Raw genomic sequence first — 23,811 nt, 5'->3', positions numbered from 1 at the left:
ACGCCGTCGGGGGTGCATTGAACTCGCGCAACGGGTCTCCTCATCGGTGGATGCTCGGAACGTGCGGTAAGCAGCCGCCATGCAAACGCTGCTGACCGCTCCGCGCCAGAGCCGGGGCCCGCCCAGAAGTGGTCATGCCCACTTGTGTGCGCTCTGTGAAGGACATGACAATCCCCGGATGATCGACACCGACCCGTACGACCCGGGCCCCGCCCGTCCCCCGCGATCCGGCCCGGACGAGCTGCCCGGCGCTCACCCCGCACGGCAGGACCCGGCCGTGTACCCCTTACGCACGGGGTCCGCGCCCGTCGGCGCAGCGGACCCCGCCACCGAACTGGGCAGGCTGATCCGCCACCGCGAGGCACTCCTGCGCCGGGAATCCGCCGTACTGACCTCACTGCGCGCGTACGTCGACCGCTACCCGGACGAACCGCGCCCCGGCCCACCGGACGCGGGCGCGCAGACCCCGACGGACGCGGGCGCGCAGACCCCGCCGGAGATCGAGACCCTCGCCGGCACCGAGGCGGTCGCCGCCAGGGTGGACACCCTGCTCGGCGCGGCGAAGTACGAGGTGCTCATCCTGGACCGGATCCCGTCAGGCCAGGAGAAGCCGGGCCTGCGGGAGTTCGGTGCGGCCGGCTGCCGCCACATCCGCTCACTCCTGACGCGCGGCGTCACCGTACAGACCATCACGGACCGCAGCGCCATGGACTTCCCCGGCAAAGCGCAGGCGCTTGCCCTCCTCACCGGACTCGGCCTCCAGGCCAGGATCGGGCGGCGGCTTCCCACGAGTCTGCTCCTGGTCGACCGGCAGACCTGCCTCCTGTCGGTGCCCCGCTCCGCCGGCGCGATCGAACCGGCCCTGGTGTTCGGCGACTCCCTGCTGCGCCAGGCCGTCCTGCCGCTGTTCGAATCCCTGTGGGGGCGCGCAACCCCGGTCGGCAATGCGGACAGCCCGCTGACCCAGGCCCAGCGGGAGCTGCTGGGGATGCTCGCTTCCGGCCTGAAGGACGAGTCGATCGCGCGGCGGCTGGGCGTCCACGTGCACACCGCCCGCCGCCGCATCACCCGGCTGCTCGGCGACCTGGACGCGGACACCCGGTTCCAGGCCGGTGTGCAGGCGGCGACCCGCGGCTGGCTCCATCCGGCCCCGGAGGCATGACATCGCGGGCAGTGCGGCCTCCGGCGGGTAGCGCACCAGGCGATGTGCATCGGTCTGGAAGGCCGCGTTCGGCTACGCCGCCGTCCGCGAGGGCCCTGGGTCGATCCCTCGGTGTGCCGGGGGAGTACCTGACAGGCGTGGGCAGGTGTCGCAACTGCCGTGGCATGGTGAGGGGCGGCGGCTCCTGCCGTCGCCCCAGTGGCCCAAGCCGGTACGGCATCCGCCCCGCTCAACGGGTACGGGTCACCTGTGGCGGTTACCGTGCCTGCCATGAACCTCGTCCTGGATTCCTGCCCGGAGTGTTCGCGTCTGCTGCGGACCCAGCGCGATACGACGCGATCGGACGCATCACACACGGGCCCGGGCGGCGGCGCCCGGACGGCGACCGGCCTCGCCCGGCACCTGGCCAACCGCCACCCGCACCTCATTCCGGGCTGGGTCCCCGGGTGCGAGCGCTGCGCGGAACTCGCTGCCGCGCTGGGCCGCGCACAGGAGCAGGGCCTGCTGGGCGCGGGCGCCTCCCAGGCCGGCGCCGAACACCGGGCCCTGCACCTTCTGACCGGCGTCGAGGACGACTTGCCCCTGCTCGAAGCCTGAGACTTCTACACCGACATCGACTTCGCTCCGGGCGCGCGCGGAGGCCCCCCGGCAGGAGGTTTGATCTGACTGGCCGGCTTCGCTGCCGACCCGGACGTCGAGGTGGCAGTTCGGGAACCGGCTGTGACGGGGCCGTACGGGGTGTTCGGCTCGTCCGGATGGTTCTCGTCCCCGGAGAGCCGGACGGGTGCGGCCCGTCGGCACGCCCGGCGTCGGCCGCGGCGATCCCCGGGGCATGGACGACGGGGCAGGGCCCTGACGCGGCGACGGCCGCCGTGACGGGGTGCCGCGTCGGTGTCGTGCGAAGCAGGAGGCCGTCGAAAGGGTGGGAAGCGCGGTCCGGAACACGCCTGACCGGCGGGGCTTCGCGGTGGACACCGGCCCGGTGCCGGCTGGCGGGTCTGGCCATGATGGCGGACGCGGCCGCCGCGATCGTCGCCGCGAACCCGACCCCGCCTCTGCCGCCCACCGCTGCGGCAGGCACCTTCGCCCATGTCGCCAACGGCACCGTCGGCGCCGTCTCGATGGGGCAGAACCCCGGAGGCGTGGCGGTCACCCCCATTGCGCCTGGGTTTACCCCACCAGCTCCGGCAACGGCAGCGTGTCCGTGGTCGACGCCGGCACGAGTTCGCCGGCCGCCCGGACGTGCTGTGCACGGCGAGGACCGACGGTGAGGGCCAGCTCGCTTGCCCTGTCCCTGACAGCCTGAGCGGCAAGTCCTGTTACACCGTCCATGTTCCTCGGCGACCGCACATACGCGCCGGCCATCGCGACCGTCTGCACGAAGAAGGGCGACGATGGCACCACGGTCTCCCGGCAGGACTGGTGCAAGAGCCGCAGCGGACCAGCCGGAACCGGATCGCCCATGCAGGACGGTGTCGACGAGCTTCGGTCCTGTTCGCGCCGGGCCTGGGCGGAGGGAACCGCCCAGGGGCTGGGGGCATCTCGTGGGGCATGGGCATTGTGATCTTGTTCTTCGGGCTGTTCTTCATGATTGGCTGGGCCACGGCTCTTGCCGGGCTTGGGTACGCCTGCTCGGTGCTGTGGCGAAGTCGTGGGCAGGAGTGGGCACGGGTACACGGGCATCCGCTCGTCCGGCTGTTGCTCCCAGCCCCCGCGTACCTCCGCTTCGACAGGACAATCGCTGTGACGGCACTACTGGCCGACGTGTGGTTGGTGTCGGGGGTCGTGGTGTTCGGCGCGGATGGAATCTTCACCGAGGAGTGGATGGGATACCCCGGAATGATGGATCCCGGCGGACAGGGCTACCAGGCCGGGGCGGTGGATCTGCTACGTACGACGGCCTGGTGGAGCGCCTCCGCCGCGATCCTCGGGCGGTGCTGGACCACCACGGTCGTCCAGCTGACCGTCCTGCCGTTGTCGGCTCAATGGATCGCCTCGTTGGACACCTACTACACGTGACCCAGCACGGGAACAGTCGAAAACGGCGCAGCAGGCACAGGCCGACCGCCGCGCAGTGGGAGGTCGGCCGGCTGGTGAAGGCTCCGGGCGCGGTGAAGGGGTTCACCGGCCGGGAACCGCTGCCCCGCAACGCCCCACCCCGGCGCACGCAAGCCCGGCCCGCCGGGGCTGCGACGGAATCCGTCTAGCCTCCGGCGCTGGACGCGCGGGCGGGGCGGGCACGGCAGGCACGGCGGGCGCTGACCAGCAGAACCGTCAGCCCATCTCCCGGCGGGGAAAGAAGCGCCGCCGCAGTCGGTCACCGGCTTCGCCTACGACGATCACCAGCACAGCACTCGCCGCACACCCTGCGAGGCCCGCCGGTTGGTCGAAAACCTTTCCCAAGAGCCAAAAGGCGGCGGTAATGGCCGCCCACCACGCAACCCACAAGCTGATCAAGGGCCACCAACGCAGTCTCTTCACGGCATCACAGTACGTCCCTCGTGTTCTGGTCCGTGTGGCCGGGATCAATGGCGAGGACGCGTCCGACGTCGCAGCGGGTGGCGGGTCGCTGGTTCTTCGAGCCGAGCGGGCGGCCGGGACCGGGGCGGGTGGGTTTCGGTGCACCGGCCGGCGTGCCGGACTTCGTGCGCAGGTTCCTGAACCCGCGGCGGGACCCGCGCAGGGGTGAGTCTGTTCGGTTCCGCCGCCCTCGCCCACGGGCGGTGCGGATCCCGTGCGAGAGGGCGGGCAAGGCGGAGTTGAGCGTGTGCGGCCAGTACGAGCCAGGTCCAGCGGTCGGCGTCGCGGGAGTCCCGCAGCTTCGGCCGCGTCCAGCCGAGGGTTTGCTTCGGCAACGGCCCCTCGTGGCCGATCCAAGCTGCTCACCGGGTCAGGCGCGGGTGGAGCCGGTCCCAAGCCTGCGGTGGGCAGATCCACGGAACCGGGACGGGCTTGTGCATCAGTCGGTCCGAGCGGAGTCGGCCCAGCACCTCGATCGGCAGATCGTTCAGGAGGTGGGCGATGCGGGGAGCGTCGTAGCCCGCGTCCAGCGCGACCAATACCTCCGGGTCGCCCTCGTCGTGCTCAACCAGTCCCACGATCCCGGCCTCCGTACCGCGTCGTCACTCAGCACAGGATCGGCCCGCGACCCCTCACACAGCAGGTGAATCGGGAAACTCCGAACACGTTCGGCCCTCGTTCGACACCGGGCCATAAACGACAAGCTCAGCCCTGGCACTTCAAGCCGGTCCGGGCGGACGTCACCGCGCTTGCCACGCACAAAGTGCGGACGAATCACCTCGAAACCATATCCACCGAAGCGAGGTTGACCGCATCATGACAGGGACTTGACCGAAACGAAACAAGATCATAAAGTCCGCTCGATCGTCGACACTCTTAGGAGGATGAGGTGTCCAAGCGGACGGCGACCACACGCATTGTGGGGATGATCGCAGCAGGAATCGCCATGGTGTTCCTCGCCGGCGGGCCGGCTCACGCAGGAACAGCCACGATGTCCCGGACCATCTGGCTCCTCAAGTGGAATTCGGGCGGGATGGCTTCAGCCGGCATCGACCGAGACATCGTGCTCAACGGTGACACGTACGAATGGCAGGTGACGACCACCCGCGATTCGTCCGGATCGAACTATGGAACCGCAACGAGAACCATCTATCTCGCCGCAGGGAATTACCACTGGAGCTGCGAGATAACCAACCCGGCTGAAAACGGCTACCAGAACTTCTGCAGCCTCAGGCCCAGCTCCGGAGACACGGCCTGGCTGGCGTCCGTGATCTACGCGATTCCCGGCTCCGGGGATTACACACTCACCAGCCGCCTGACCGCCCTCTACAAGTAACCTCGATCTTTCGTGACGGTCCGCCGGTTCGCCTGGCGGGCCGTTTTCGGCGATCGGGATGTGGAACAGGCGCTCATCTTGACGTTCAACGTTTCAGGATGAACAAACGCCTCGGTCTTCTGCGGTCAGGGTGGTCTGGGCGGAGCGTCCCTGGGTCAGTTGGTCTTGCCAAGAGTGCTCCGGGCCGCGAGGCGGAAGTCCTTGACGGCTTGGTAGAGGATGCGCTCTCGTTCGGTGGCGAGGGCGGTGTCTTCCGCTTTCCGGGTGGTGTCTTCCGCGTGGGCGTGCTCGGCCATCCGCCGCATGACGTGTGAGAGATCGCTGGAGGCACGGGTGACCCGTTCCGCGACTTCCGCGACGGATGCCGGCCCTTCAAGGATGACGATTTCGCCGGCGCGGTGAACCTCGCGGGCCAGGGTGATGAAGCGGTCTATCTTCTCGTCAAGGCTGGGCAGATGGGGTTGGTCTGAACGCAGTGCGTCGAGGATGGCATCCATGGCTATGTCGCGGTCATGGAGCGCGCTGAGGTAGGCGGCGTATGCGTCGCGGCGGTGCTGGCGGCTCCATTGGGCGTGCTGGGACCGTGCTTGCGCACGGCTGTTCACGATCGCGGCCCCGAGGGTGGTGGCGGAGCCGACGGCGGCGCCCAGCAGTGCGGCAAGTCCTGAGTCCATGGGCCCCAGTCTGCCGTTCTTGTCGTTCAGCCAGTGCGGCGGGGGTTTTGTTCTCTTCTTGCGGTGGGCGGGTCGACTGTATCCCTCGCCGGTAGCGAGGACCCGTCCCATGTCGTTACGGGTGGCTGGGTGTTGGTTCTTCGAACCGAGCGGTCGTCCGGGTCCTGGCCGGGGAGGTTTTGGAGCACGTGCCGGCGAGGTGGTATTCGGCCACAGGTTTCTGAACCCCCGTCGAACTTCTCCCAGGGCCTGCGGAGGTCGGTGACCAGTGGGCGAGCGAGCTTCAGCTGGGCAGTGGCAGCGATCAACAGCCAGGTCCACCGGTCAGCCGCGGGTGCAGCCGGTCCCCAGCCCGGTCTGTCGCTTTGCCGTAGAGGCGGCTTCCTCACTCATGCCGAGCAGTTGAACCAGGACATCGTGGAGTTCGTGAAGGGGGCCTGAGGCCGGCCCCGCCCCCTCCGGCCTGTGCCGTGGGAGCTGCCGGGGCCGGACTGCCCGGTCGCGAGTTCGGCAGGGTGCCGCAAGCTGACGAGCTGACGATGGGTACCAGGTCATTCCGTTCGATCACAATCGCAGCATCACCCAGTACGTCAGCTCACGGCCAACGGCACTTTCCCCGCCAGGTTCTCCCACTCCGCGCAGACGGGGATGCACTGACGCCACGAGGCATTCGCCGCTGACCCGCAAACGGCTGGAGCCGTGACTCAAGGTTCAGCGAGGGGTGAGGAGGCAGAACTCGTTGCCTTCCGGGTCGGCCAGAACCGTCCAGGAGATCGCGGACTGGTCGATACCAGGGTCGGTGGCGCCCAGGGCGCGCAGTCGGTCCGCCTCTGCGGCCAAGTCGTCGCCGGGATAGGGGCAGACGTCGAGGTGGACGCGATTCCAGACGCTCTTGGTGTCGGGGGTGCGGAGGAACTCCAGGTAGGGGCCGACGCCCTTGGCGGAGCGCATGGTCGCGTGGTCGTCGGTGACCTCGTGCAGCGTCCAGTCCATGGCCTCGCCCCAGAACCGGGCCATCTCTCGTGGGTCGGTGCAGTCGACCACGATCGCGGCGATCGGTCCGGTGTCCCGGTAGACGGAGCGGGGCTCCAGGACGCAGAACTCGTTTCCCGCCGGGTCGGCCATCACCGTCCAGGGGACGTCGCCCTGGCCCACGTCGGCGAGCGTCGCGCCGAGGCCCTTCAGGCGCGCGACCAACTCCGCCTGATGGGCGGACGAGGTGGTGGCCAGATCAAGGTGCACCCGGTTCTTGACCGTTTTGGGTTCCGGGCCGGCGACGATGTCGATGCAGACGGCCGCGGGGTCGGGGTAGGCGAAGTCCACGGGTTCGAGGTTGGTCACCCCGGGTGCCTCGCTGTCGACACCCCAACCGAGGGCCTCCGCCCAGAACCGACCGAGCACGGAGTCGTCATGGGCCTTCATGTTGATCTGCACAAGCCTTGTCGCCATGCGCAGATCCTAGGCGCTGCCGCCGGCCCGGACCGGACCCGGCGGCGGGTCTGGAACCAGCTCGACGAGGAACCCCAGACCCGGCTCGCCACGTTCGGTGCGGCCCCGTGCGGGTTTCACGGGCTCGCCGGGGGCATGCCAGGATCGACTCGGGAAAGCGGGCTGACGTGTGGAGATGCGCGTGTTCAACCTCGGTACGAGTGCGGACCATGAGGCGGGTGGGTGTGGAGGGGGGCGGGAGGTTCTCTTCCGGGGCAGCGATGTCGAGGAGTTGCACGAGCTGATCACCACGCGGTTCGCGCCGCACCGGATGGACGTTCGCAACGACTCCTGCCTTGAGGGCCGTTTCGAGTGTGTACACGAGGGGTCGGTGGCGCTGTACGAGCTCGGGTACGGCACTGAGCTCGATGTCACGCCCGCCGAACCTCTGGACTTCTACACCGTCAACATCCCGCTCGCCGGGGCCGGTGTCGTCACCCTGGACGGAAAGAGGCTTCCCTCTCCTCTCAGTATCGCGGGACCGGGCCAGGCGGTGTCGATGCGGTTGAGCCAGGAGAGCCTCAACCGCATCCTGCTCATCCCGCGGGAGGTGGCGGACCAGGCCGTCTCCGTCAGACTCGGCGAGCTGCCGGACAAGCCGCTGTCGTTCGATCCCGCCTTGGACAAGCGGGCGGATGCGGTACGGGGGTGGTTGGGGCTGGTGAGACAGTTCGCGGAGTTCGTCGATTCCGGACTGGCGGCCCGTTCGCCGCTGGCTCTGGGGCACTTCGAGAGACTGCTGGTGGACGGGCTGCTGGACGCGCAGTCCCACGCGTTCAGCGACGTCGGATGCGGCCGCGGTGTCGTTGCCATGCCCCGCGCCGTACGCCGCGCCAGGGACTTCTGCGCCGAGCACGCCCACGAGCCGATATCGCCGGCCGACATGGCGCGAGCGGCCGATGTCAGCGTGCAGAGCCTGCGCGAGGGGTTCCGGCGCCATCTGAACACCACTCCACTGGCATATCTGCGCAGTGTTCGACTGACCTTTGTACGCCGCGACCTGGTGGCCGTGGCCGAAGGTCGGGCACCGGGCAACGTCACCGATGTGGCCTTGAGGTGGGGTTTCACGCATCTGGGCAGGTTCACCGGCTATTACCGGGCAACCTACGGTGAGACACCCTCGCAAACACTGAGGAACGCCCGCGTCTCCGGATGAACCCATCTCGTCGCGCTTGCGCTATCCGATAACGCGCTCGCTGCCCCGCCGAAAGTGGATATCTCTCGAGGAGCCCACCCTGCAATGTTTCGTCCGACAGTGGCAATGCCCTGGCGGGCTCAACCAGGAGTGTAATTTCGTGAGTGGATTCGGCCGGTCGGCCCCTTCTGCCTCCAGGCTTGTGGACTTCGAGCGGCTGCCGGCCTCCGCGGGGGCCGGGCCGGCGAGCTTGGTGGCCCACAGGTCGTAGTCCGCGCACTCGGCCCGGGAACGGTCCTGGGCCCAGTGGTTGGACGGGGTCCACCACCTTTCGTCGGGGTGGTCGTACAAGGCCTTGGCGTGCGCGAGCCGGCCGACTGGTACGTGCTCGTTCCCAGCTGAAAGCCGTGCTCCTGCCGTTGGCCGCCCGGGGTCCTCCTGGTGGCCACATCCCACCCACCGTCGGCCCATGCAGATCATTTGGTGCTGAGAAGAGGAGGATCCGTTCGTGATGTGGAGTGCTTCGACTGACGGGCTGTCAGTGGCCGACAGGCTTGAGTGGTACACGGACCTGATCTCGAGCTCGTTGATGCCCACGTCCCTCAGCTTTGACCACGGGGCAGTCTTCAGGGGAAACGCCATGGGGCTGGACCTCGGCACCGTGCAGGTATCCCAGTTCACTTTCTCGGCTCATCGGTCGCGGCGCACGCATGCGCTCATCAGGCAGAGGGATCCGGAGCAGTACCAGCTGGGGCTGATCGCCGGAGAACGGATGTGGCTCTCGCAGAACGGGAACGACTCAGGGCCGATAGCCGGAGACATGGTGCTGTGGGACACCTCGCGCCCCTTCGAGGCGGGCGGTCTGAGCGATGGCGACCTGGTTCAAGCGATCGTTTTGCAAGTACCCAAGGCCGCACTGCCCTTGCGGGCCGACCACGTGGAGCCTCTCCTCGCACACCGCATCTCCGCCAGTACGGGGGCGGGGGCGATCCTGGCCCAACTCCTCACCACCCTGGTGGCCCACGGTCCTCAATGCCGGACGCAAGACCTGCACGGTCTTGGAGAATCGGCGCTGAGCCTGGCGGCAGCATGTCTCGCACAACATGCCAATGCCCCGGAGGACCTCCCCGAAGAGACGCGAACACAGACCCTGTTGGCACAGATCAACTCGTTCATCGGGCGGAACCTCGGTGACGCGGAGTTGACGCCACGCGCGATCGCCACCCATCACAATCTCTCGCTGCGCAGCCTGTACACACTGTTTCAAGGGCAGGAGGAGAGCGTCGCGGCATCCATCCGACGCCGTCGTCTCGAGCGGTGTTGCGCGGACCTCGCCAACCCCGATCTTCGTCATCATGCCGTCGGGGCTGTTGCCGCCCGTTGGGGCTTCGGCCACGCTGCCGCCTTCGGCCGATTGTTCCGGCAGACCTACGGCATCACGCCCACCGAGTACCGCCGGCAGGCGCTTGCCGCGAGTTTGCGCCGCCAAGGTGCGGCCTGGGCCGCGGCCCCGTGTCGCGGCCTCGCGAACCGGGCGGCCCATGCCAGAACATCCATGGCGAAGCCGATGAACCAGACCCCCATACGCGCGACATGCAGGACACCCTCCATGACAGTTGACGAAGTCGATCCGGGACAAGCCGGTCGACACCCTTTCGAATTCCCGAGCCGGCCCCCTGCATGAACAAGTCATGGGGGGTGCCATGGCGGCGTTTGATTACATCACGCGGGGTCCGGCCTCCAGTGTGCGAAGCGTGCACAGAGGCCATGCATTTCACGCACCCCGGATGCGCCGGATTCATGCCACCGCACGGCCGGAATCCATATGGCGAAAAACGAATGGTGCGGACTTCCGGTCGCGGGGGTTATCGTTCCCAGCGGCCGCAGGACTCTGCGTCCGTGCACCCGCCGCCTCCTGGACGGCCGGCGGGTCCCCGCCGGGACCGCGCCGAGGCGCTGGTCTCCCGGTCTGCACCCGGTGTCCCCCCACGGTCACCTCCGGCGCGAGCCACGGTGACCAGCAGGCCTGACCCGCCACCAGCGGCCGTGCCCGCCCGGACTTCCCCACTCAGCCGAACACGCCCACCTTCGGCGTGCCGTGCCGCGTCACCCGCGCCGCGTCACCCGCCCCCGTCACGGACGGGAGCCACGGTGAAGTCGGTCCGGCGGGAACCGCTGCGCGTCGGCTTCCGCATACGTAGGAGAAACGTTTCATGTCATTTGCCCGTCAGCCACGCCTCAGATCTCGTCGTCTGGTTCCGGCGGCCTGGACGGCCGCTTCCCTGGGGCTGGCCGTTGTGTGTGCCACAGCCGTGATTCCGTCCACCCCGGCCTCGGCGTTGTCGTCCCCTGTTCCGGGGTCGGAGACCTCCACGCCATTCGCGGCCCGTGGCGAGGGCTACTACTGCTTCAGGATTCCCTCGCTCGTCACCACGCGCTCCGGTGCGCTCCTCGCCTTCGCTGAAGGCCGGGTCGACACGTGCAGCGACATCGGGCACAACGACATCGTGATGAAGAAGTCGACGGACGGCGGACGGACCTGGGGACCGCTGAAGGTCGTCGCCGGTGCGAACGACAACGACGCGCACGGCAACGCATCACCCGTCGTCGACGCGGTGACCGGCCGCGTCTCCCTGATGTACTCGACCAGCGACTGGAGCCAGAACGCCGACGGCACTCTCGACCGCGGCCGGCGGAGCCTGCGCGTGGCGCAGAGTCTCGACGAGGGGGGCAGTTGGCAGAACAGCGGCGAGCTCACGCAGTTGAAGCCCGCGGACTGGGTGTGGGTGTCCACCGGGCCCGGCCACGGCATCCAGCTCAGCCGTGGCCCCCACCACGGTCGGCTCGTCGTGCCGGGTGACCACACGACGACGGACGGGAAGGCCGGCGGCCAGCTCTACTACAGCGATGACGGCGGCGCGACCTGGGCACTGGGCGCGCGTTCCGACGTCGCCACCAGTGAGGCGTACCCCGGCGAGCTGTCGGTCGCGGAGACCACTGACGGCGGCCTGTACGTGAACGCGCGGAGTTCGGCCAGGTGCGGCACCAACGAGCACCGCCTGGCGGCCACCAGCGCGGACGGCGGCGCCACTTTCGCCGCGCCCTTCGCGCCCGTCGCCAATGTCGACGCTCCGCCCGTCTTCGGTTCGCTGCTGCGCATGAGCGCCAAGGACATGGGAGGCGCCCGCGACCGGCTCCTGTTCTCGGCACCCGCCCGCCTGGGTCCGAACACCCTGGAAGACCGGCGGGAACTGGCCGTGCGTTCGTCGTACGACGAGGGCAAGACCTGGCAGACCGTCGGAACGGTGGTCGCACCCGGCCGGGCCGGTTACTCCGACATGACGCTGTCGGCCGGCGGCACCATCGGCATCCTGTACGAGAACGCCGACAACATCCCGCACGGCAACGTGAGCTTCACCTCCTTCACCGAGACGCAGATGGACGCGTCGCAGAAGGAACTGCGCCTGCCGCGCACGAAGGACACCGGTCCCAACAACTACGGCAACGACGCCGTCATCCACGGCGGGGCGCAGCTGACCGACCGCGGCGCGGGCAAAGCCATGGGCTTCGACGGCCAGGACGACTACCTGCGCATCGTCAACTGCTCGCCTTCGCTGCGCCTGGGCCGGGACGACTTCACGGTCACGGCGTGGTTCAAGCACTCGGCCACGGCGGGCGGGCTGCCCATCATCTGGGGCTATGGCATGGGTGACAAGGTCCAGCAGTTCTGGCTCAAGGCCGAGCCGGGCAAGAACCAGCTGCGTGCGGCCATCAGCACCGGCACTTCGTACGCGGAGGTGAAGACCACGTCTTCGTACAACGACAACAACTGGCACCACGCCGTCTTCAAGCGGCAGAACGGCCGGCTGGTGCTGTCCGTCGACGGTGGTCAGGAGTTCACCGCGGCCGCCCCAGCCGGTGACATCTCGCCCTCCAACGAGTTCTCCGTCCACGTCGGCGCCCGCCCCGACTTCCCCAACCAGCCGGTCGGGGTCGCCGAACTCTTCCAGGGCGGTCTCGACGACATCCGCGTCTTCGGCCGCGGGCTGACGGCCGAGGAAGCCACCAGCGTCCGCAACGGCGCGCTCAACGTCGCGAACGACCAGGAGCGTCTGCGCCTCGGCTTCTCCACCATCTGGTAATCCCGTCCGCGGCGCACTGCCGTACGACGGACCGCCGGCCGGCGCCAACGTCCTCAGTGACAGGTGGGACGACTGGCAGTGCTGACTGTCCGAGGCGCTGAACTGCGCCTGACGCAATCCCGCGGGCCTTCATCCGCAGGACTTCGGAACCATGACGTGATGACTTTCTCGGATGGGTCGTACGAGTACCGGGTGGGTGAGGATACGGCGGGCCCGGACTCCGCGGCGCGGTCTCGGTGTGCGGCGGGCCGAATCCTGCGTGGCAGGTTGTGCCCGCGGGTGGCGCGACGGGAAGTCGCGAGGCATGGCCGTCGCCGACTGGACTGATGCGGGGCAGTGGGGGTGGGGATGTGACGTGCCGGCCGTCAGGGGCGAGGGCTATGGTCAGCGGCATACGACGACCAGCAGGGGGAGATGCCGTGCCATCAGGGCCCACGCCGCAGGGCGCCGTCGGCCGGGCCCGTGCGGCGGCGCCCAGGACGCTGTCGCCGCTCCCCTTCGACATCGAGGCGGTCTTTCCCGAACTGACCGGTACGGCCCGCGAGGTCACCCTCCTTTACCCCCGGGCCGGGCAGCCGGGAAGCGGCGACAGCTCCATCGGCGGGCCGCTGCTGTGGCCGGCCGATGAGCCCTGGCCCGTGTGCACCGAACCGGACCACTACAAGCCGCTCAGCGCACCCGTCGAGCCCGAGCCGGTCGCGATGGTAGCGGTGGCCCAGCTATACGCACGCGACGTGCCAGGCCTCGTCTTCCCCGCCGGCACCGACCTGCTCCAGATCCTTTGGTGTCCGCTCGTGCACGAAGACGACCAGTGCGGGGCCGGGCCCCGCCTCCACTGGCGCAGCACGACACTGACGTCCGCCGCGGCCGTCGCGGGGGAACCGCCCCGCCCGCACACAGCGGAGGAGGACTACCTGCCCCGACCGTGCACGGTGTCGCCCACACCTGCCACGGAGTACCCGAACTGGGATCTTCCGGAGGGGCCGGCCGAACTGCTGGGGGAGCGGTTCGAGGCCCTGGAGGACGAACGGGGCTTCGACTACTTCGCCCTTGCCACCACGCAGCAGAGCAAAGTCGGCGGCTACCCGGGCTGGACCCAGAGACCCGACTGGCCCGTCTGCGGGGGCTGCGACACCCACATGGAACACCTGCTCAGCATCACCGCGACGGAACCGGTCATGGGCCGTTGGCTCCCGCAGGACGACCGTGACCCCCGCCGCGACTGGAGCACGGTTCCGTCCTGGCAGGCCGAGGCGGACCCTGCCGTTCTCCATTCCTTCGGGCACGGTATGGACCTGGGCGACTGCGGCGGCATGTACTTCTTCGTCTGCCGCACCTGCCCGGGTATCCCATACACCCACCGCTACGACTGCTGAGCCGACCGGGGGGATGCTTCGCCACGGCCCCGTACCGGGGGCCGGATCCCTCCTCCAACTCCTCGTCGAAGGCGAGCAATCCAAGGCTTCGGCCGGGGAGCAGGCGAAAACCTCGTACGCTGCGGAACGGGAGTGAAGGCAGCTGCGGAAGGGTGGCCGCATGTCCTTGCAAAAGGGTGCCAATGTACCGGTGGCAAGTACCGGAGTACGGGTGGAGCTGGGCTGGCGAGCCGGTCCCGGAGCCCCTGATGTCGACGTGTCGGTGCTGTTGTTGACGGCGGCCGGCAAGGTCCGGTCGGACGACGACTTCGTGTTCTACAACCAGCCCGTGCATCCCAGTGGCGCGGTTCGGCACGAGGGCCGGCGCCAGGACGGCGGCGCCGTGTTCGAGACGATCGGAGTGGCCCTGTCCGCAGTGGAGCAGGGGATTGAGCGGGTGTTGATCGCGGCTTCCTGCGACGGGACGTTCGGTCAGGTGTCCGGCCTGTTCGTGCGCGTGCTTGATGTGGAGAGTGGCGCCGAGAGGGCTCGCTTCGACCCCACCGACGCGACGTCGGAGGCCGCGTTCATGCTGGGGGAGCTGTACCGGCGCAACGGCGGTTGGAAGTTCCGGGCGGTGGGCCAGGGATACGCTTCCGGCCTGGCAGGTCTGGCCACCGATTTCGGCATCACCGTCGACGAGCCCGCCTCGCCTCCGCCGGTCCCGCAGTCGCCGAATCCGCCGCTGCCCACCGGGCCGCAACATCCGCCGTCCGTGCCGGCCCAGCCGGTGCGGCTGTCGAAGATCACGTTGACGAAGGCGGCCCCCGCGGTTTCGCTCACCAAGCAGGGAGCGACCTCAGGAGGCATGCGGATCAACCTCTCGTGGGCCGTCGCCAAGCCGCCGCGTGGCTGGATGAACAAAGGACGGGACGCCGTCCGGCTGGAGGACGTCGATCTCGACCTCTCCTGTCTGTGGGAGCTGCAGAACGGGGAGAAGGGGACCGTTCACCCGATCAACAACCAGTTCGGCGCGTTCGACATGCCGCCGTACGTCCAACTGGACCACGACGACCGGACCGGCGCGAGTGAGGCCGGCGAGAACCTCTTGATCAATCTTGATCACGCGTCCGAGATCAAGCGCATCCTGGTGTTCGTGGTCGTCTACCAGGGGGCGACCAGCTTCGCGGGCCTGCACGGGGTCGCCACGCTGTACCCACCCGCCGGGCCGCCGATCGAGGTGCGCCTGGACGAGTGCACCGTCCCTTCGCCGGTCGCCGCGATCGCGCTGATCGAGAACGTGGGCGGGGAGCTCATCGTGCGGCGGGAGGCGAAATATCTCGTACCGGCGCCCGGTGTCTTCAATCAGCAGGCCGCGGATCTCGAATACGGCTGGGGGATGACCTGGCAAGCCGCCACGAAGGACTGACCGGCCGGAAGGGACCTCCTCGACGAGCCTGCTGCCCGTGCACCTGACGCACACGCCGCTGCCAGACGTTGCCGCGGAGGCGGATGGGTCCGGCTTCGGCCACCCGGTGGCGAACCGGTGACGGCGGCCCGGGTGTCGGCCGCCGCCGTGTGCGGACGTTTCGGGCAGCGCGTGCTTGCGGGCGCCGTCTGGCGGGCTCAATCGGACGGTGGGTGGCGGGGCAGACGGACGTGTGGTGGGGAGACCGGAAGGCCCTGTGCGGCGGATCCTCCGACAGCCGCCGGTTGGAGACGACCACGAGCACGACCCCGGTCACAAAGGCGGCCCTGTGATACGTTCCGGGGCCAAGGGGCCGGACACGGATATGACTTCTCAAGCGCACGACGAGCTGGACAGGCTGGGCCGGTCGCTGCGCCGGCAACTGGTCTCGTTGATTACGGACTTGACGGTTCGGGTCCATCTCCGTCGGTTGACCCTGGACGAACCCGAGGTCGCCGACCCGCGCGAGCCGCTGCGCTACCACTATGCGACGGTGTATCAAGGCAATCGTCCCGAGAACGCAACGGCCGCTGAGACGGCTTCACGTGCCATGTCCCTTCTTCGCACCGCCGGTTGGGATGTCACCACGTCACAAGAGCAGGACGACGGGATCCGCTGGACGGTGGTCGTCGCCCACCGGGATGGCAACCGCATCCGCATTCTCACGAGCGAGGACACACCCGCCGTGGCGTTCAGCGGGCAGACGCCGGCACTGGCACTGGCACTGGCGCTGGATCCGCCACAACCGGTCCAGTGGCCGGAGCCGGTGCGAACGCCGGAGGCCATCACCCCTGGGTACGTCCTCTGCTACGAATGCGACGGCCTCGGCTGGTGTCCCGAATGCGGTGGCCGCGGCTGGGTGCTCGGCCGGTCTCACCACAGGAGCCGGTGCAGCGAATGCGGCACGAGGAGGGTTTGCCCCATCTGCCGGGGCGAAGGCGAGCTGCACGCCGGCAGTCTGTCGCCGTACCAGCAGGGCTACTACCCGGGACTGGACCCGCCCTGACCAAGCAGGGCGCCGCCGCCACATGCCGTCCATGGGTGGGCAACACCCGCCCCCTGCCCGCCGCCCTCACGGCAGGCGCGGGCACCGTCCCGGGGTGTCTCGACCGGTGGCCGGGGCGGTGCACCGGGCGGTCATCAAGAGCGGCGGCTGACGGTGGAGTCCGCGACCAGAGGAACAACCCCACTGCTCTTCCGATGCAGGCGACGCATCGGCTTCGAAAGGAGCCCCGCGATCCCCGCCACGAAGGCGCCTGCCGCGCACACCGCCACAGCGACCGTGGCGCCCCGGGCGTCCGCGAGCGCGCCGAGCACGTTGTTGCCCACCACCAGCGCCAGACTCTGCACAAGCACCAGCAACGCCTGCATCCTGGCCAGGTGGGTGTCCGGGATACAGGGCAGCACCAGCGGACCGATGTGGCAGGCGAACAACCCGGAACCCGCACCGACGACGATTCCTCCGGCCACGACCACGGCAGTCGTCCCTGCCAGGGCCATTGCGGTGATTCCCGGCACCGACACGCACAACCCCAACGCCGCACCCCTGCCGATCCGGCTCATGGTGCCGCGCCGCGAGACCACCAGCGCCACAGCGAGCATTCCCAGGCTCTGGCCACCGGCGATCAGACCGGTCACTTCCGAACTCCAGCCGTGCTCCCGCGCCAGGAGCGGGCTCAGCAGGGACACCACCGGCAGAAGGAAGCACGCGGCAGCCGCCGTCAGCAGCAACGCGGGCCGCAAGACCGGATGTCCCGCGGCGATCCGCACCCCGCCGACCGTTCCCGCCACGAGACCCTCCCCGCGAGGGGACCGTTCAACGTCGAAGTCAGGCCGCAGACGGATGAGCACCAGGAGGACGATCGCGAAGGTGCCCGCGTCGGCCACGGCCGCGCCGGTCAGTCCGGCGGCCGCGACGAGCACGGATCCCATCGGAGCTCCGAGCAACGAGGCGATCTGACCACCGGCCTGTTGCATGGCCAGCGCACGGGGGAGCTGTTCCTTCCCCACGAGTTGGCGCGGCATGGCCCCGGTGGCCGGCAGATAGCACGCGTCGACCGTGCCGATGACGACGGCGACCGTGACCAGGAGCCAGGGTGATGCTGCTGGGCCTGGGCGTACCAGGGCCAGTACGAGCGTGAGCGTGAGCGTGAGCATCACGGCATCTCCGGCGATCATCACCGGGCGGGCGCCGTACCGGTCACAGACGGCACCACCCAGCAAGAGCAGCAAGGTGCGCGGAAGGGTGATGGCGGTGAGGACCAGGGCGGCCGTTCCGCCGCCGTGGGCACTGGCCGCCCAGCCGAGCGCGAAGTACAGGACTGCGTCACCGAGCAGCGAGGCACGGGTGCCGACGAGCCAGAGGAGGTACTTCCGAGGAAGGGCCGGGCGTGCCGAGGCGGGCCGGGCGGTTTCGAGGGATGCCATGGGCGCCGACGCTAAGACCCTCAAGCAGGTCGAGGGCAAGCGCCTCAGGTGAGACGAGCACGTCGACGAGATCGGCTGGAAGGTGCGCGCAGGCTCCGACGTCACAATCGACGGCGGGTTCCTGACGACGTGGTGGCGGGTCGGCTCTCGTGTTCCGCCGCCCCGTGGTCGACGTGCAGGACGACCTTGCCGCGAGGGTGCTCCGTCACGAGCGCCTCGTACGCGGCTCGGGTCTCGGTGAAGGGTACGACCCGGTCCACGATCGGTCTCAGCTTGCCGCTGTCGATGAGTTCCGCGATGGCCACAAGGCCCGGCCGGTCGGGCTCGACGATGAAGAACGCCGCTCGTGCGCCGTGGGCGGCGGCTTGATCCGGATCCGGCGGCTCGACGATGCTGACTACGATGCCGCCGCGCAGCACCGACGCCCACGAGCGGCGCAGTGTCTCGCCGCCGACGAGGTCGAGCACCACGTCGGCGTCGCGCACCAGGTCCTCGAAGCGTTCGCCGCGGTAGTCGATGACCCGCTGGGCACCGAGGCCGTTCACCAGGCCCCTGTCATGCGCAGAGGCGGTGGCCGTCACTCGTGCGCCGAGCGCCCTGGCGATCTGCACCGCGAAGGTGCCGACGCCCCCCGCGCCACCGTGGATCAGTACGTGCTGCCCCGGCTGCAGCGCGGCATGGGCGACGAGGGCCTGCCAGGCGGTGAGCGCGGCGAGCGGGACGGCCGCGGCCCTGTCGTGGTCCAGGGTGTCCGGTTTCGCGGCGAGCACGTGCGCGGGCACGGTGACGTACTCGGCGGCCGCACCGTCGCGCGTGAACGGGATCAGTCCGAAGACCTCGTCGCCGGCTTCGAGATCGGTGACGTCGCTGCCGAGCGCGGCCACGATGCCCGAGAACTCGTGCGAGGGAACGGTCGGCGTACGGTTGTGCCCCGTTCCGTCGAGCCGGTCGGTCCAGGTCGCGTCCCAGTCGAGTTCGCCGGCGGTGATCGAGGCGGCGCACACGGCGACGAGGACCTCACCGGCCGCAGGTTCGGGGCGCGGGGCCGATTCGTAGACGAACTGCTCGGGGCCGCCGCGCTCGTGGGCTCGTACGGCGTGCATCGTGGCAACCATGCGGGAGATCTCCCTGCTTGATTACGTCCCGTCCCGAATCTACTCGGGTGGCCGCGGGCGCGCATGCGCGAAAGCCCCCGACAAGGCTCGGGCACCGCTCCGCGGTGCGTCGGCGGCGGTAGTGCCGGCTCTGAGTCGCCCCGCGCCGGGCTTCTGCCGTGGCTCGGCATCGAGCCGATCGGACGTGTCGGCCCGGACCGGGTTCCGCCGGTTCCCGATGCCCTGCAGCCGGGCTGCGGCCGGCCTCAGCGTCGAAGGTCGCCCAGTACTTCACGGGCGGCCCGCGCGCCCGAGGCCAGCGCACCCTGGACGGAACCGGTGGCACGGTGGTCGCCGCAGACGTACCGGCCCGGCGCCACCCGCGTGGTGCGGGTCAGCGGATGCGGAGGTGTCATCGCGGGCAACGCGTCCTCGACGGTGTGGACGGTGAGGAGGTCCCAGCCGTCCGTGTCCGTGCCGTACGCCTCTTCGAGCGCCTTCCGGAGCTCGCGCTCGCGGGCTTGCCGGTCCCGGCCGAGGACCGATGTGGCGACGAGGACTTGGCCGTCCGGGGTGTAGGAGGGCGCGACGTCGCTGAGGACGCAGGTGTTCAGGAAGCGGCGGTGGGTGTCCACGAGCAGCGTGGGCTGTCCCAGGGGTGACCGCGGGGCGACGTGGTAGTAGGTCGTCAGGGTCCGGTAGTCGGGCAGGGTGACCTCGGGCAGTAGTGCCGAGGCGGGCCCCGGGTTGGTGGCGACCACGACGGCCCGGGTGGGGATCTCCACTCCCGCGGTGGTCAGCACGCCGGCGTCCGTGAGTTCTGCCACCGGGGTCTCCAGGCGCACGGCGCCCTCGGGCAGGCCATCCGCGAGGGCCTGCGAGACCGCCCCGATGCCCTCGGCCGGCAGGCAGATGGTTCCGCGCAGCATGCTCCGCCAGACCAGGTGGAACACCCGGGCGGATGTTTCCAGCTCGTCCTCCAGGAAGACGCCCGAGACGAAGGGTCGGAAGAACCGTTCGACGAACTCTTCGGAGATCCCCGCGTCGGTGAGCGCGGTGCGGACGGTTGTGTCCGGGCGCCGTTTGAGCCGGCCGGGAGGCAGCAGCATGTCACGGCCGGACAGCAGGGCGAGTGCGGCAAGGTCACGCGGCCTGGCGAGGCGACCCGACAGCAGTTCGGGCATCGTGCGCGGCCGGCGCGTGGGATCACTGAAGCCGAGCCTGCCGGCCGGTGTGTGGACGAGGAAGCCCGGTGTGAAAGGACGCAGTCGGAGTGCCTTCAAATCGAACCTGCGCCGGACCTGGGGGTAGGCGGTGTTGAACACCTGGAACCCGCGGTCCACGACGAAACCTTCGATCCGGTCCGAACGCATCCGGCCGCCGACCGCGTCGCCCGCCTCCACCACCCGTACGCTCATCCCGGCCGCGGCCAGATCCCGGGCGCACGCCAGCCCGGCGACTCCGGCGCCGACGACCAGCACGTCCGTCGTGTCCAGACTTGAGGAAGACATGCGATCACCTTTCTGAAGCGTCGCGTTGACGCGGCCCGGCCCGCTCGTTCACTGTGTTCCGCTTCTCGCCCGGAAACGGGTGCGACACCCCTGCGGCGCGACCGCCGCCCGTCCGGCCCCTCGCGCGCCTCTGCCGTTGTCGGCCTGGGCCACCGCAGCGGTGGAACCAGTCGGTCACCTCCTGCGGGTCCCAACCCCGTTGCAGGGCCAGGCTCCAGTCGGGCAGTGGCCTGTGATGGCCCAGAACGTTGCCGTGGCGCCAGCCGTCGCCGAAGTACCAGTACAGCTGCCACACGTACTCGCGCCGGCCGGCGATTCGTTGGACGAAGCCCTCGACGCTGTTGATCGGTGCCCGGCCTTCGCGCCGAGCGGCCACGGCCGCGGCCACGCACTCGGCGGGGTCGAGCAGGCCCAGGTTGCCTTGGCTGGTGGTTCGCGATTGGCACGGCGCCGGGCGCAGGAAACGGGGGCCGAGCTGGTCGCCGAACAGCCAGTGCGTGGTGGTCACCGCGGCCACCCCGTACCACGGACTGCCGGCACGAGCCCGCGGGCGGCGGCCTCGTTCGTCGCGCAGCCCGACGAACGGGCCCTGGTGGTCGATGGCGCAACGGTCAAGGCCAGAACCCCAATTGCGAAAAGGAGGTCACCAGCCGGCGATCCGGGCGATGAAGAACGCGGCCACCATGAGCGCCCCGATCACGATGGGGACGAGCATCAGGCGGGGATGCTCCCACAGACCACCATCAGCGCGTTCCTGGTGGGCTTCCGCGATGGACCCCTCACCCGGGGGTGTCTCGCCCGGCTGGATGTGATGGATGGACATGACGCCTCCAACCATGGGAAGGGTTGGCGGGTCCGGAGCCGGGTCAAGGATTCCCGCTGCACTCCAGCACGTGCGACCCGTCCCTTCGAGCTTGAACCGGTTCGACATCCCGACGAAAGTCGCATCGTTTCTGCATCACTTCGACGTGGAAGCTGGGCGTCAGGCTCAAGTTCCCGGGCGCCCGCGACGCACTCGTCGGGGGCGGCCGTCGTGCGGTTACGGGGTGGGCTCGTAGGCGGCGGTGGTCGTCGCGCCGTCCTCGGCGATCCCGAGGAGGGCCTGGCGTTCGTTCGCGTACGGTCAGCCCCGGACGGCGGCCAGTGCCTCGTCGTAGAGGGTGGCCAGGTCGGCGTTGCCGCCGTTACGGACCCAGGCTTCGGTAGCCGCGTCCACACAGGCGAAGACGGTCGCGACGACTGCTGCCGCGCGGACCTCGGGGATCAGGCCCTCTCCTGAGGCCATGCGCGCCGAGACGGCCGGCAGAACCATTTCCTGCCAGCGCAGCCGTTTTTGGGTGTAGCGGGCGCGCAGTGACGGAGTGTCGAAGATCAGCGTGGTGATCTCCAGCAGTTGCCCGGCGTCTCCGTGGGCGTCCATGAGCGCCTCGAAACCGGCTCGTAGGGCCTCCCACGGGGTGGCCGTGGCGGGCTGGGCCTCCACCGTCGCGCGCAGCAGTTCGCCGAGCTCCTCCTGTTCTCCGCAAACGATGTCCTCCTTGGTGCCGAAGTACCGGAAGAGCGACCGCTGGGAGATGCCCGCCTCCTTGGCGATCTGCGCGATCGTCGTGGCGTCGTAACCCTGCTCGGCGAAGAGACGCATGGCCGTTTCGAAGATGCTCGTGACCACGGCCTGCCGGGAGCGGTCCCACAGGCTCGGCTGCGTTGCGATGGTCCCCATCCGGTCAGCATATAGGCGGGCTGCCCTTGTGGCCTCGACTGCCCCATTGGCAGTGACTGCCAGATGGTCATACAGTGATGGCCGACGATGTCACCCCACGGGCAGGAGCCACTGTGAACGCGGTCGATTACCGAGGCCGGACCACCCTCATCACCGGTGCCAGCTCGGGCCTGGGCGCCGAGTTCGCGCGCCAGCTCGCCGTGCGAGGATCCGACCTCGTGCTCGTCGCCCGACGAGAGGACCGCCTGAAGGCGCTCGCCGGGCAGCTGTCCGCAGCGCACGGCGTCGCGGTGGAGTCGATCGCGATGGACCTGTCCGTCGACGGGGCCGGTGATCTGCTGGCCGCCGAAGTCGACCGGCGCGGGATCACGGTATCCAGCGTCATCAACAACGCCGGCTTCGGCACCTACGGCCGCTTCCACGAGGAGGACCCGCAGCGGCTCCGCCGGGAGGTGGGCCTCGACGTCATGGCCGTCGTCGACATCAGCCGCGCCTTCATCGGCCCGCTGCGCACCCGTGGCGAGGGCGTACTGGTCAACGTCGCCAGCATGGCCGGTTACCAGCCCGTCCCGAACATGGCGGTCTACGGAGCCTGCAAGGCCTTCGTACTCAGTTTCACCGAGGCCCTCTGGCAGGAGTCCCACGGCACCGGGCTGCGCGTCCTGGCGCTGTCGCCCGGAGCGACGAAGACGGAGTTCTTCGACGTGATCGGCACGGAGGACGCCGCCGGCGGAACGCGGATGCAGACCTCCGAGGACGTCGTGCGCACCGCTCTGAAGGCGCTGGACCGCAAGAACCCGCCGCCGAGCGTGATCTCCGGAGCCATGAACCGGGTCATGGCCTTCGGTGGACGGCTCGCAAGCCGCCGCATGGTCGTACGGATGGTGGACCGCATGTCCGCCCCCCGGAGCGCCTCCGCATCCCCGACGTCCGCCTGAGGGGAGGGGCCGCGATCTGGTGCCCGTTTCCAGGTGAGGTCGGGCCAGGCGCGCTGGTCACCGGTGTCATCCGTTCCTGCTTCCCGACGAAGCTGCCGGCACGGACTCGCCGGTCACCGTCGGCCGTGCGTCTGCACGCGATCCGACCTCCGAAACGGTATTCAAGAAGGTATGCGCCGATGCATACTCGGGGCATGGCAGACACAACCGTGAAGATCGACACAGAGACCCGCGACCGCTTCGCCGCCGTGGCCGCGGCTCACGGCAAGAGCGTGCGCGCGTACCTGGCCGATCTGGCCGTGGAGCAGGAGAACCAGCTTGCCTTGGGCCGCGCGACCGCCGCATTCCGTGAAGCCGTTGGCCGGCCGGGCATCGCGGAGCAGTTCGACCGCGAATTCGGCGGCCTGCCCTCAACCACGACCGCTCGCCGGGCGGCGTGACCCTTGGAACTGCACATCGACATCCGCTGGCTCCTGGACCGCCAGGAGGAACTCCTCGGCAAAGAGCTCGGAGTCCTGGACTACTCCGGGCTCGTCGCGGCGGTCGCCCGTCACCGAGTGAACACACCGGCCTGGGGATCCGGGGAACCGGACGCGTACTGGCGTGCAGCAGCTCTGCTGGAGCAGATCGTGCTCACCCGGCCGCTGCCCGCGAGGAACGAGTACTTCGGCTACGGCGTTGCCGTCGCCTACATCCGGGCCTCCGCCAAGGACGTGGACACCGCCTTCGAACCGTGGCGCGACCTGATCAACGACATCCGTGCGCTGCGCCTGAGCGTGTACGACGTCGCCGACCGGCTGCGCTCGATGGAACCCACTCTCTGATCACACTCGCGTTCTCG

General features: G+C 69.3%; 20 protein-coding genes and 3 pseudogenes. 13 read left to right on the top strand and 10 right to left on the bottom strand.

Translation table 11 applies throughout. The features are described from left to right. The first annotated feature begins 178 nt into the window (after positions 1-178). From ACIQ5Y_RS15640 to ACIQ5Y_RS15630, 3 genes are all read left to right on the top strand, one after another. Entirely contained in the window at positions 179-1,162 is a 984-nt protein-coding gene (locus tag ACIQ5Y_RS15640; RefSeq protein WP_403879987.1) for a hypothetical protein, read from the top strand. 270 nt (positions 1,163-1,432) lie between these two features. Next, positions 1,433-1,759, top strand: coding sequence for a hypothetical protein (locus ACIQ5Y_RS15635; RefSeq protein ID WP_403879985.1), 327 nt, complete (start codon positions 1,433-1,435; stop codon positions 1,757-1,759). 1,146 nt (positions 1,760-2,905) lie between these two features. After that, on the top strand, positions 2,906-3,181 hold the full coding sequence (locus ACIQ5Y_RS15630; protein ID WP_403879983.1) for a hypothetical protein: 276 nt from the start codon (positions 2,906-2,908) through the stop codon (positions 3,179-3,181). A gap of 466 nt (positions 3,182-3,647) precedes the next feature. On the opposite strand, the pseudogene ACIQ5Y_RS15625 reads toward ACIQ5Y_RS15630, so the two are convergent. Further along, positions 3,648-4,236: pseudogene (locus tag ACIQ5Y_RS15625) on the bottom strand (transposase); the annotation flags it as partial. Between the two features lie 335 nt (positions 4,237-4,571). On the opposite strand from ACIQ5Y_RS15625, the gene ACIQ5Y_RS15620 reads away from it, so the two are divergent. Further along, complete coding sequence (locus tag ACIQ5Y_RS15620) at positions 4,572-5,018, top strand: hypothetical protein (protein WP_403879981.1); 447 nt, start codon at positions 4,572-4,574, stop codon at positions 5,016-5,018. Positions 5,019-5,173: 155 nt separating this feature from the next. On the opposite strand, the gene ACIQ5Y_RS15615 is transcribed toward ACIQ5Y_RS15620, so the two are convergent. From ACIQ5Y_RS15615 to ACIQ5Y_RS15605, 3 genes and pseudogenes are all read right to left on the bottom strand, one after another. After that, positions 5,174-5,692 (bottom strand): proline dehydrogenase, encoded by a 519-nt coding sequence (locus ACIQ5Y_RS15615; RefSeq protein WP_403880002.1) that lies wholly within the window; start codon positions 5,690-5,692, stop codon positions 5,174-5,176. Between the two features lie 45 nt (positions 5,693-5,737). Beyond that, positions 5,738-6,024 (bottom strand): annotated as a pseudogene (locus ACIQ5Y_RS15610) (transposase); the annotation flags it as partial. 379 nt (positions 6,025-6,403) lie between these two features. Further along, complete coding sequence (locus ACIQ5Y_RS15605; RefSeq protein WP_403879979.1) at positions 6,404-7,141, bottom strand: VOC family protein; 738 nt, start codon at positions 7,139-7,141, stop codon at positions 6,404-6,406. A 181-nt stretch (positions 7,142-7,322) separates the two neighbouring features. Here ACIQ5Y_RS15605 and ACIQ5Y_RS15600 point away from each other — a divergent pair, with 181 nt between their 5' ends. The 6 genes from ACIQ5Y_RS15600 (at position 7,323) to ACIQ5Y_RS15575 (ending at position 16,286) form a co-directional block, all read left to right on the top strand. Further along, a complete protein-coding gene (locus ACIQ5Y_RS15600; RefSeq protein ID WP_403879977.1) occupies positions 7,323-8,336 on the top strand; it encodes an AraC family transcriptional regulator in 1,014 nt (337 codons plus the stop codon). Between the two features lie 490 nt (positions 8,337-8,826). Continuing rightward, positions 8,827-9,999 carry a helix-turn-helix domain-containing protein gene (locus ACIQ5Y_RS15595; protein WP_403880000.1) on the top strand — a complete coding sequence of 391 codons (1,173 nt, stop codon included), beginning with the start codon at positions 8,827-8,829 and terminating at the stop codon, positions 9,997-9,999. Between the two features lie 655 nt (positions 10,000-10,654). Further along, entirely contained in the window at positions 10,655-12,457 is a 1,803-nt protein-coding gene (locus ACIQ5Y_RS15590; RefSeq protein WP_403879975.1) for an exo-alpha-sialidase, read from the top strand. Positions 12,458-12,876: 419 nt separating this feature from the next. Beyond that, positions 12,877-13,833, top strand: coding sequence for a hypothetical protein (locus ACIQ5Y_RS15585; RefSeq protein WP_403879973.1), 957 nt, complete (start codon positions 12,877-12,879; stop codon positions 13,831-13,833). Positions 13,834-13,993: 160 nt separating this feature from the next. Next, positions 13,994-15,241, top strand: a complete 1,248-nt coding sequence (locus ACIQ5Y_RS15580; RefSeq protein WP_403879971.1) for a TerD family protein — start codon at positions 13,994-13,996, stop codon at positions 15,239-15,241. 364 nt (positions 15,242-15,605) lie between these two features. Continuing rightward, positions 15,606-16,286 (top strand): hypothetical protein, encoded by a 681-nt coding sequence (locus ACIQ5Y_RS15575; RefSeq protein ID WP_403879969.1) that lies wholly within the window; start codon positions 15,606-15,608, stop codon positions 16,284-16,286. 134 nt (positions 16,287-16,420) lie between these two features. On the opposite strand, the gene ACIQ5Y_RS15570 is transcribed toward ACIQ5Y_RS15575, so the two are convergent. The 6 genes and pseudogenes from ACIQ5Y_RS15570 to ACIQ5Y_RS15545 form a co-directional block, all read right to left on the bottom strand. Beyond that, positions 16,421-17,707, bottom strand: a complete 1,287-nt coding sequence (locus ACIQ5Y_RS15570; RefSeq protein ID WP_403879967.1) for an MFS transporter — start codon at positions 17,705-17,707, stop codon at positions 16,421-16,423. Between the two features lie 101 nt (positions 17,708-17,808). Beyond that, a complete protein-coding gene (locus tag ACIQ5Y_RS15565; RefSeq protein WP_403879965.1) occupies positions 17,809-18,822 on the bottom strand; it encodes an NADP-dependent oxidoreductase in 1,014 nt (337 codons plus the stop codon). A gap of 245 nt (positions 18,823-19,067) precedes the next feature. After that, entirely contained in the window at positions 19,068-20,312 is a 1,245-nt protein-coding gene (locus ACIQ5Y_RS15560) for an NAD(P)/FAD-dependent oxidoreductase (protein WP_403879963.1), read from the bottom strand. Positions 20,313-20,466: 154 nt separating this feature from the next. Beyond that, positions 20,467-20,766 (bottom strand): annotated as a pseudogene (locus tag ACIQ5Y_RS15555) (cryptochrome/photolyase family protein); the annotation flags it as partial. A 189-nt stretch (positions 20,767-20,955) separates the two neighbouring features. Further along, positions 20,956-21,243, bottom strand: a complete 288-nt coding sequence (locus ACIQ5Y_RS15550; protein ID WP_403879961.1) for a DUF6480 family protein — start codon at positions 21,241-21,243, stop codon at positions 20,956-20,958. Between the two features lie 192 nt (positions 21,244-21,435). Continuing rightward, a complete protein-coding gene (locus tag ACIQ5Y_RS15545; protein WP_403879959.1) occupies positions 21,436-22,032 on the bottom strand; it encodes a TetR/AcrR family transcriptional regulator in 597 nt (198 codons plus the stop codon). A 113-nt stretch (positions 22,033-22,145) separates the two neighbouring features. Between ACIQ5Y_RS15545 and ACIQ5Y_RS15540 the strand changes: the two genes are divergently transcribed. The 3 genes from ACIQ5Y_RS15540 to ACIQ5Y_RS15530 all read left to right on the top strand — a co-directional run bounded on the left by ACIQ5Y_RS15540 (position 22,146) and on the right by ACIQ5Y_RS15530 (position 23,794). Next, the gene (locus ACIQ5Y_RS15540; RefSeq protein ID WP_403879957.1) at positions 22,146-22,970 is read left to right on the top strand and encodes an SDR family NAD(P)-dependent oxidoreductase; all 825 of its coding nucleotides are present in this window, start codon (positions 22,146-22,148) and stop codon (positions 22,968-22,970) included. Positions 22,971-23,164: 194 nt separating this feature from the next. Beyond that, positions 23,165-23,410, top strand: coding sequence for an antitoxin MazE7 (locus tag ACIQ5Y_RS15535; protein WP_403879955.1), 246 nt, complete (start codon positions 23,165-23,167; stop codon positions 23,408-23,410). A gap of 3 nt (positions 23,411-23,413) precedes the next feature. Beyond that, positions 23,414-23,794, top strand: coding sequence for a toxin Doc (locus ACIQ5Y_RS15530; RefSeq protein WP_403879953.1), 381 nt, complete (start codon positions 23,414-23,416; stop codon positions 23,792-23,794). The last annotated feature ends 17 nt before the right edge of the window (positions 23,795-23,811 follow it).

It is taken from the genome of Streptomyces sp. NPDC096339, assembly GCF_044762985.1.
Classification (GTDB): Bacteria; Actinomycetota; Actinomycetes; order Streptomycetales; family Streptomycetaceae; genus Streptomyces.
Note: the sequence above shows the minus strand (reverse complement) of the source record. Positions and strands in the feature narration are given on the sequence as shown.

Coding starts and splice junctions, on each gene's coding strand:
- ACIQ5Y_RS15545 (WP_403879959.1), bottom strand. CDS start 22,032: ATGGGGACCATCGCAACGCAGCCGAGCCTGTGGGACCGCTCCCGGCAG.
- ACIQ5Y_RS15595 (WP_403880000.1), top strand. CDS start 8,827: ATGTGGAGTGCTTCGACTGACGGGCTGTCAGTGGCCGACAGGCTTGAG.
- ACIQ5Y_RS15635 (WP_403879985.1), top strand. CDS start 1,433: ATGAACCTCGTCCTGGATTCCTGCCCGGAGTGTTCGCGTCTGCTGCGG.
- ACIQ5Y_RS15570 (WP_403879967.1), bottom strand. CDS start 17,707: ATGGCATCCCTCGAAACCGCCCGGCCCGCCTCGGCACGCCCGGCCCTT.
- ACIQ5Y_RS15580 (WP_403879971.1), top strand. CDS start 13,994: ATGTCCTTGCAAAAGGGTGCCAATGTACCGGTGGCAAGTACCGGAGTA.
- ACIQ5Y_RS15535 (WP_403879955.1), top strand. CDS start 23,165: ATGGCAGACACAACCGTGAAGATCGACACAGAGACCCGCGACCGCTTC.
- ACIQ5Y_RS15575 (WP_403879969.1), top strand. CDS start 15,606: ATGACTTCTCAAGCGCACGACGAGCTGGACAGGCTGGGCCGGTCGCTG.
- ACIQ5Y_RS15550 (WP_403879961.1), bottom strand. CDS start 21,243: ATGTCGAACCGGTTCAAGCTCGAAGGGACGGGTCGCACGTGCTGGAGT.
- ACIQ5Y_RS15565 (WP_403879965.1), bottom strand. CDS start 18,822: ATGGTTGCCACGATGCACGCCGTACGAGCCCACGAGCGCGGCGGCCCC.
- ACIQ5Y_RS15615 (WP_403880002.1), bottom strand. CDS start 5,692: ATGGACTCAGGACTTGCCGCACTGCTGGGCGCCGCCGTCGGCTCCGCC.
- ACIQ5Y_RS15640 (WP_403879987.1), top strand. CDS start 179: ATGATCGACACCGACCCGTACGACCCGGGCCCCGCCCGTCCCCCGCGA.
- ACIQ5Y_RS15605 (WP_403879979.1), bottom strand. CDS start 7,141: ATGGCGACAAGGCTTGTGCAGATCAACATGAAGGCCCATGACGACTCC.
- ACIQ5Y_RS15560 (WP_403879963.1), bottom strand. CDS start 20,312: ATGTCTTCCTCAAGTCTGGACACGACGGACGTGCTGGTCGTCGGCGCC.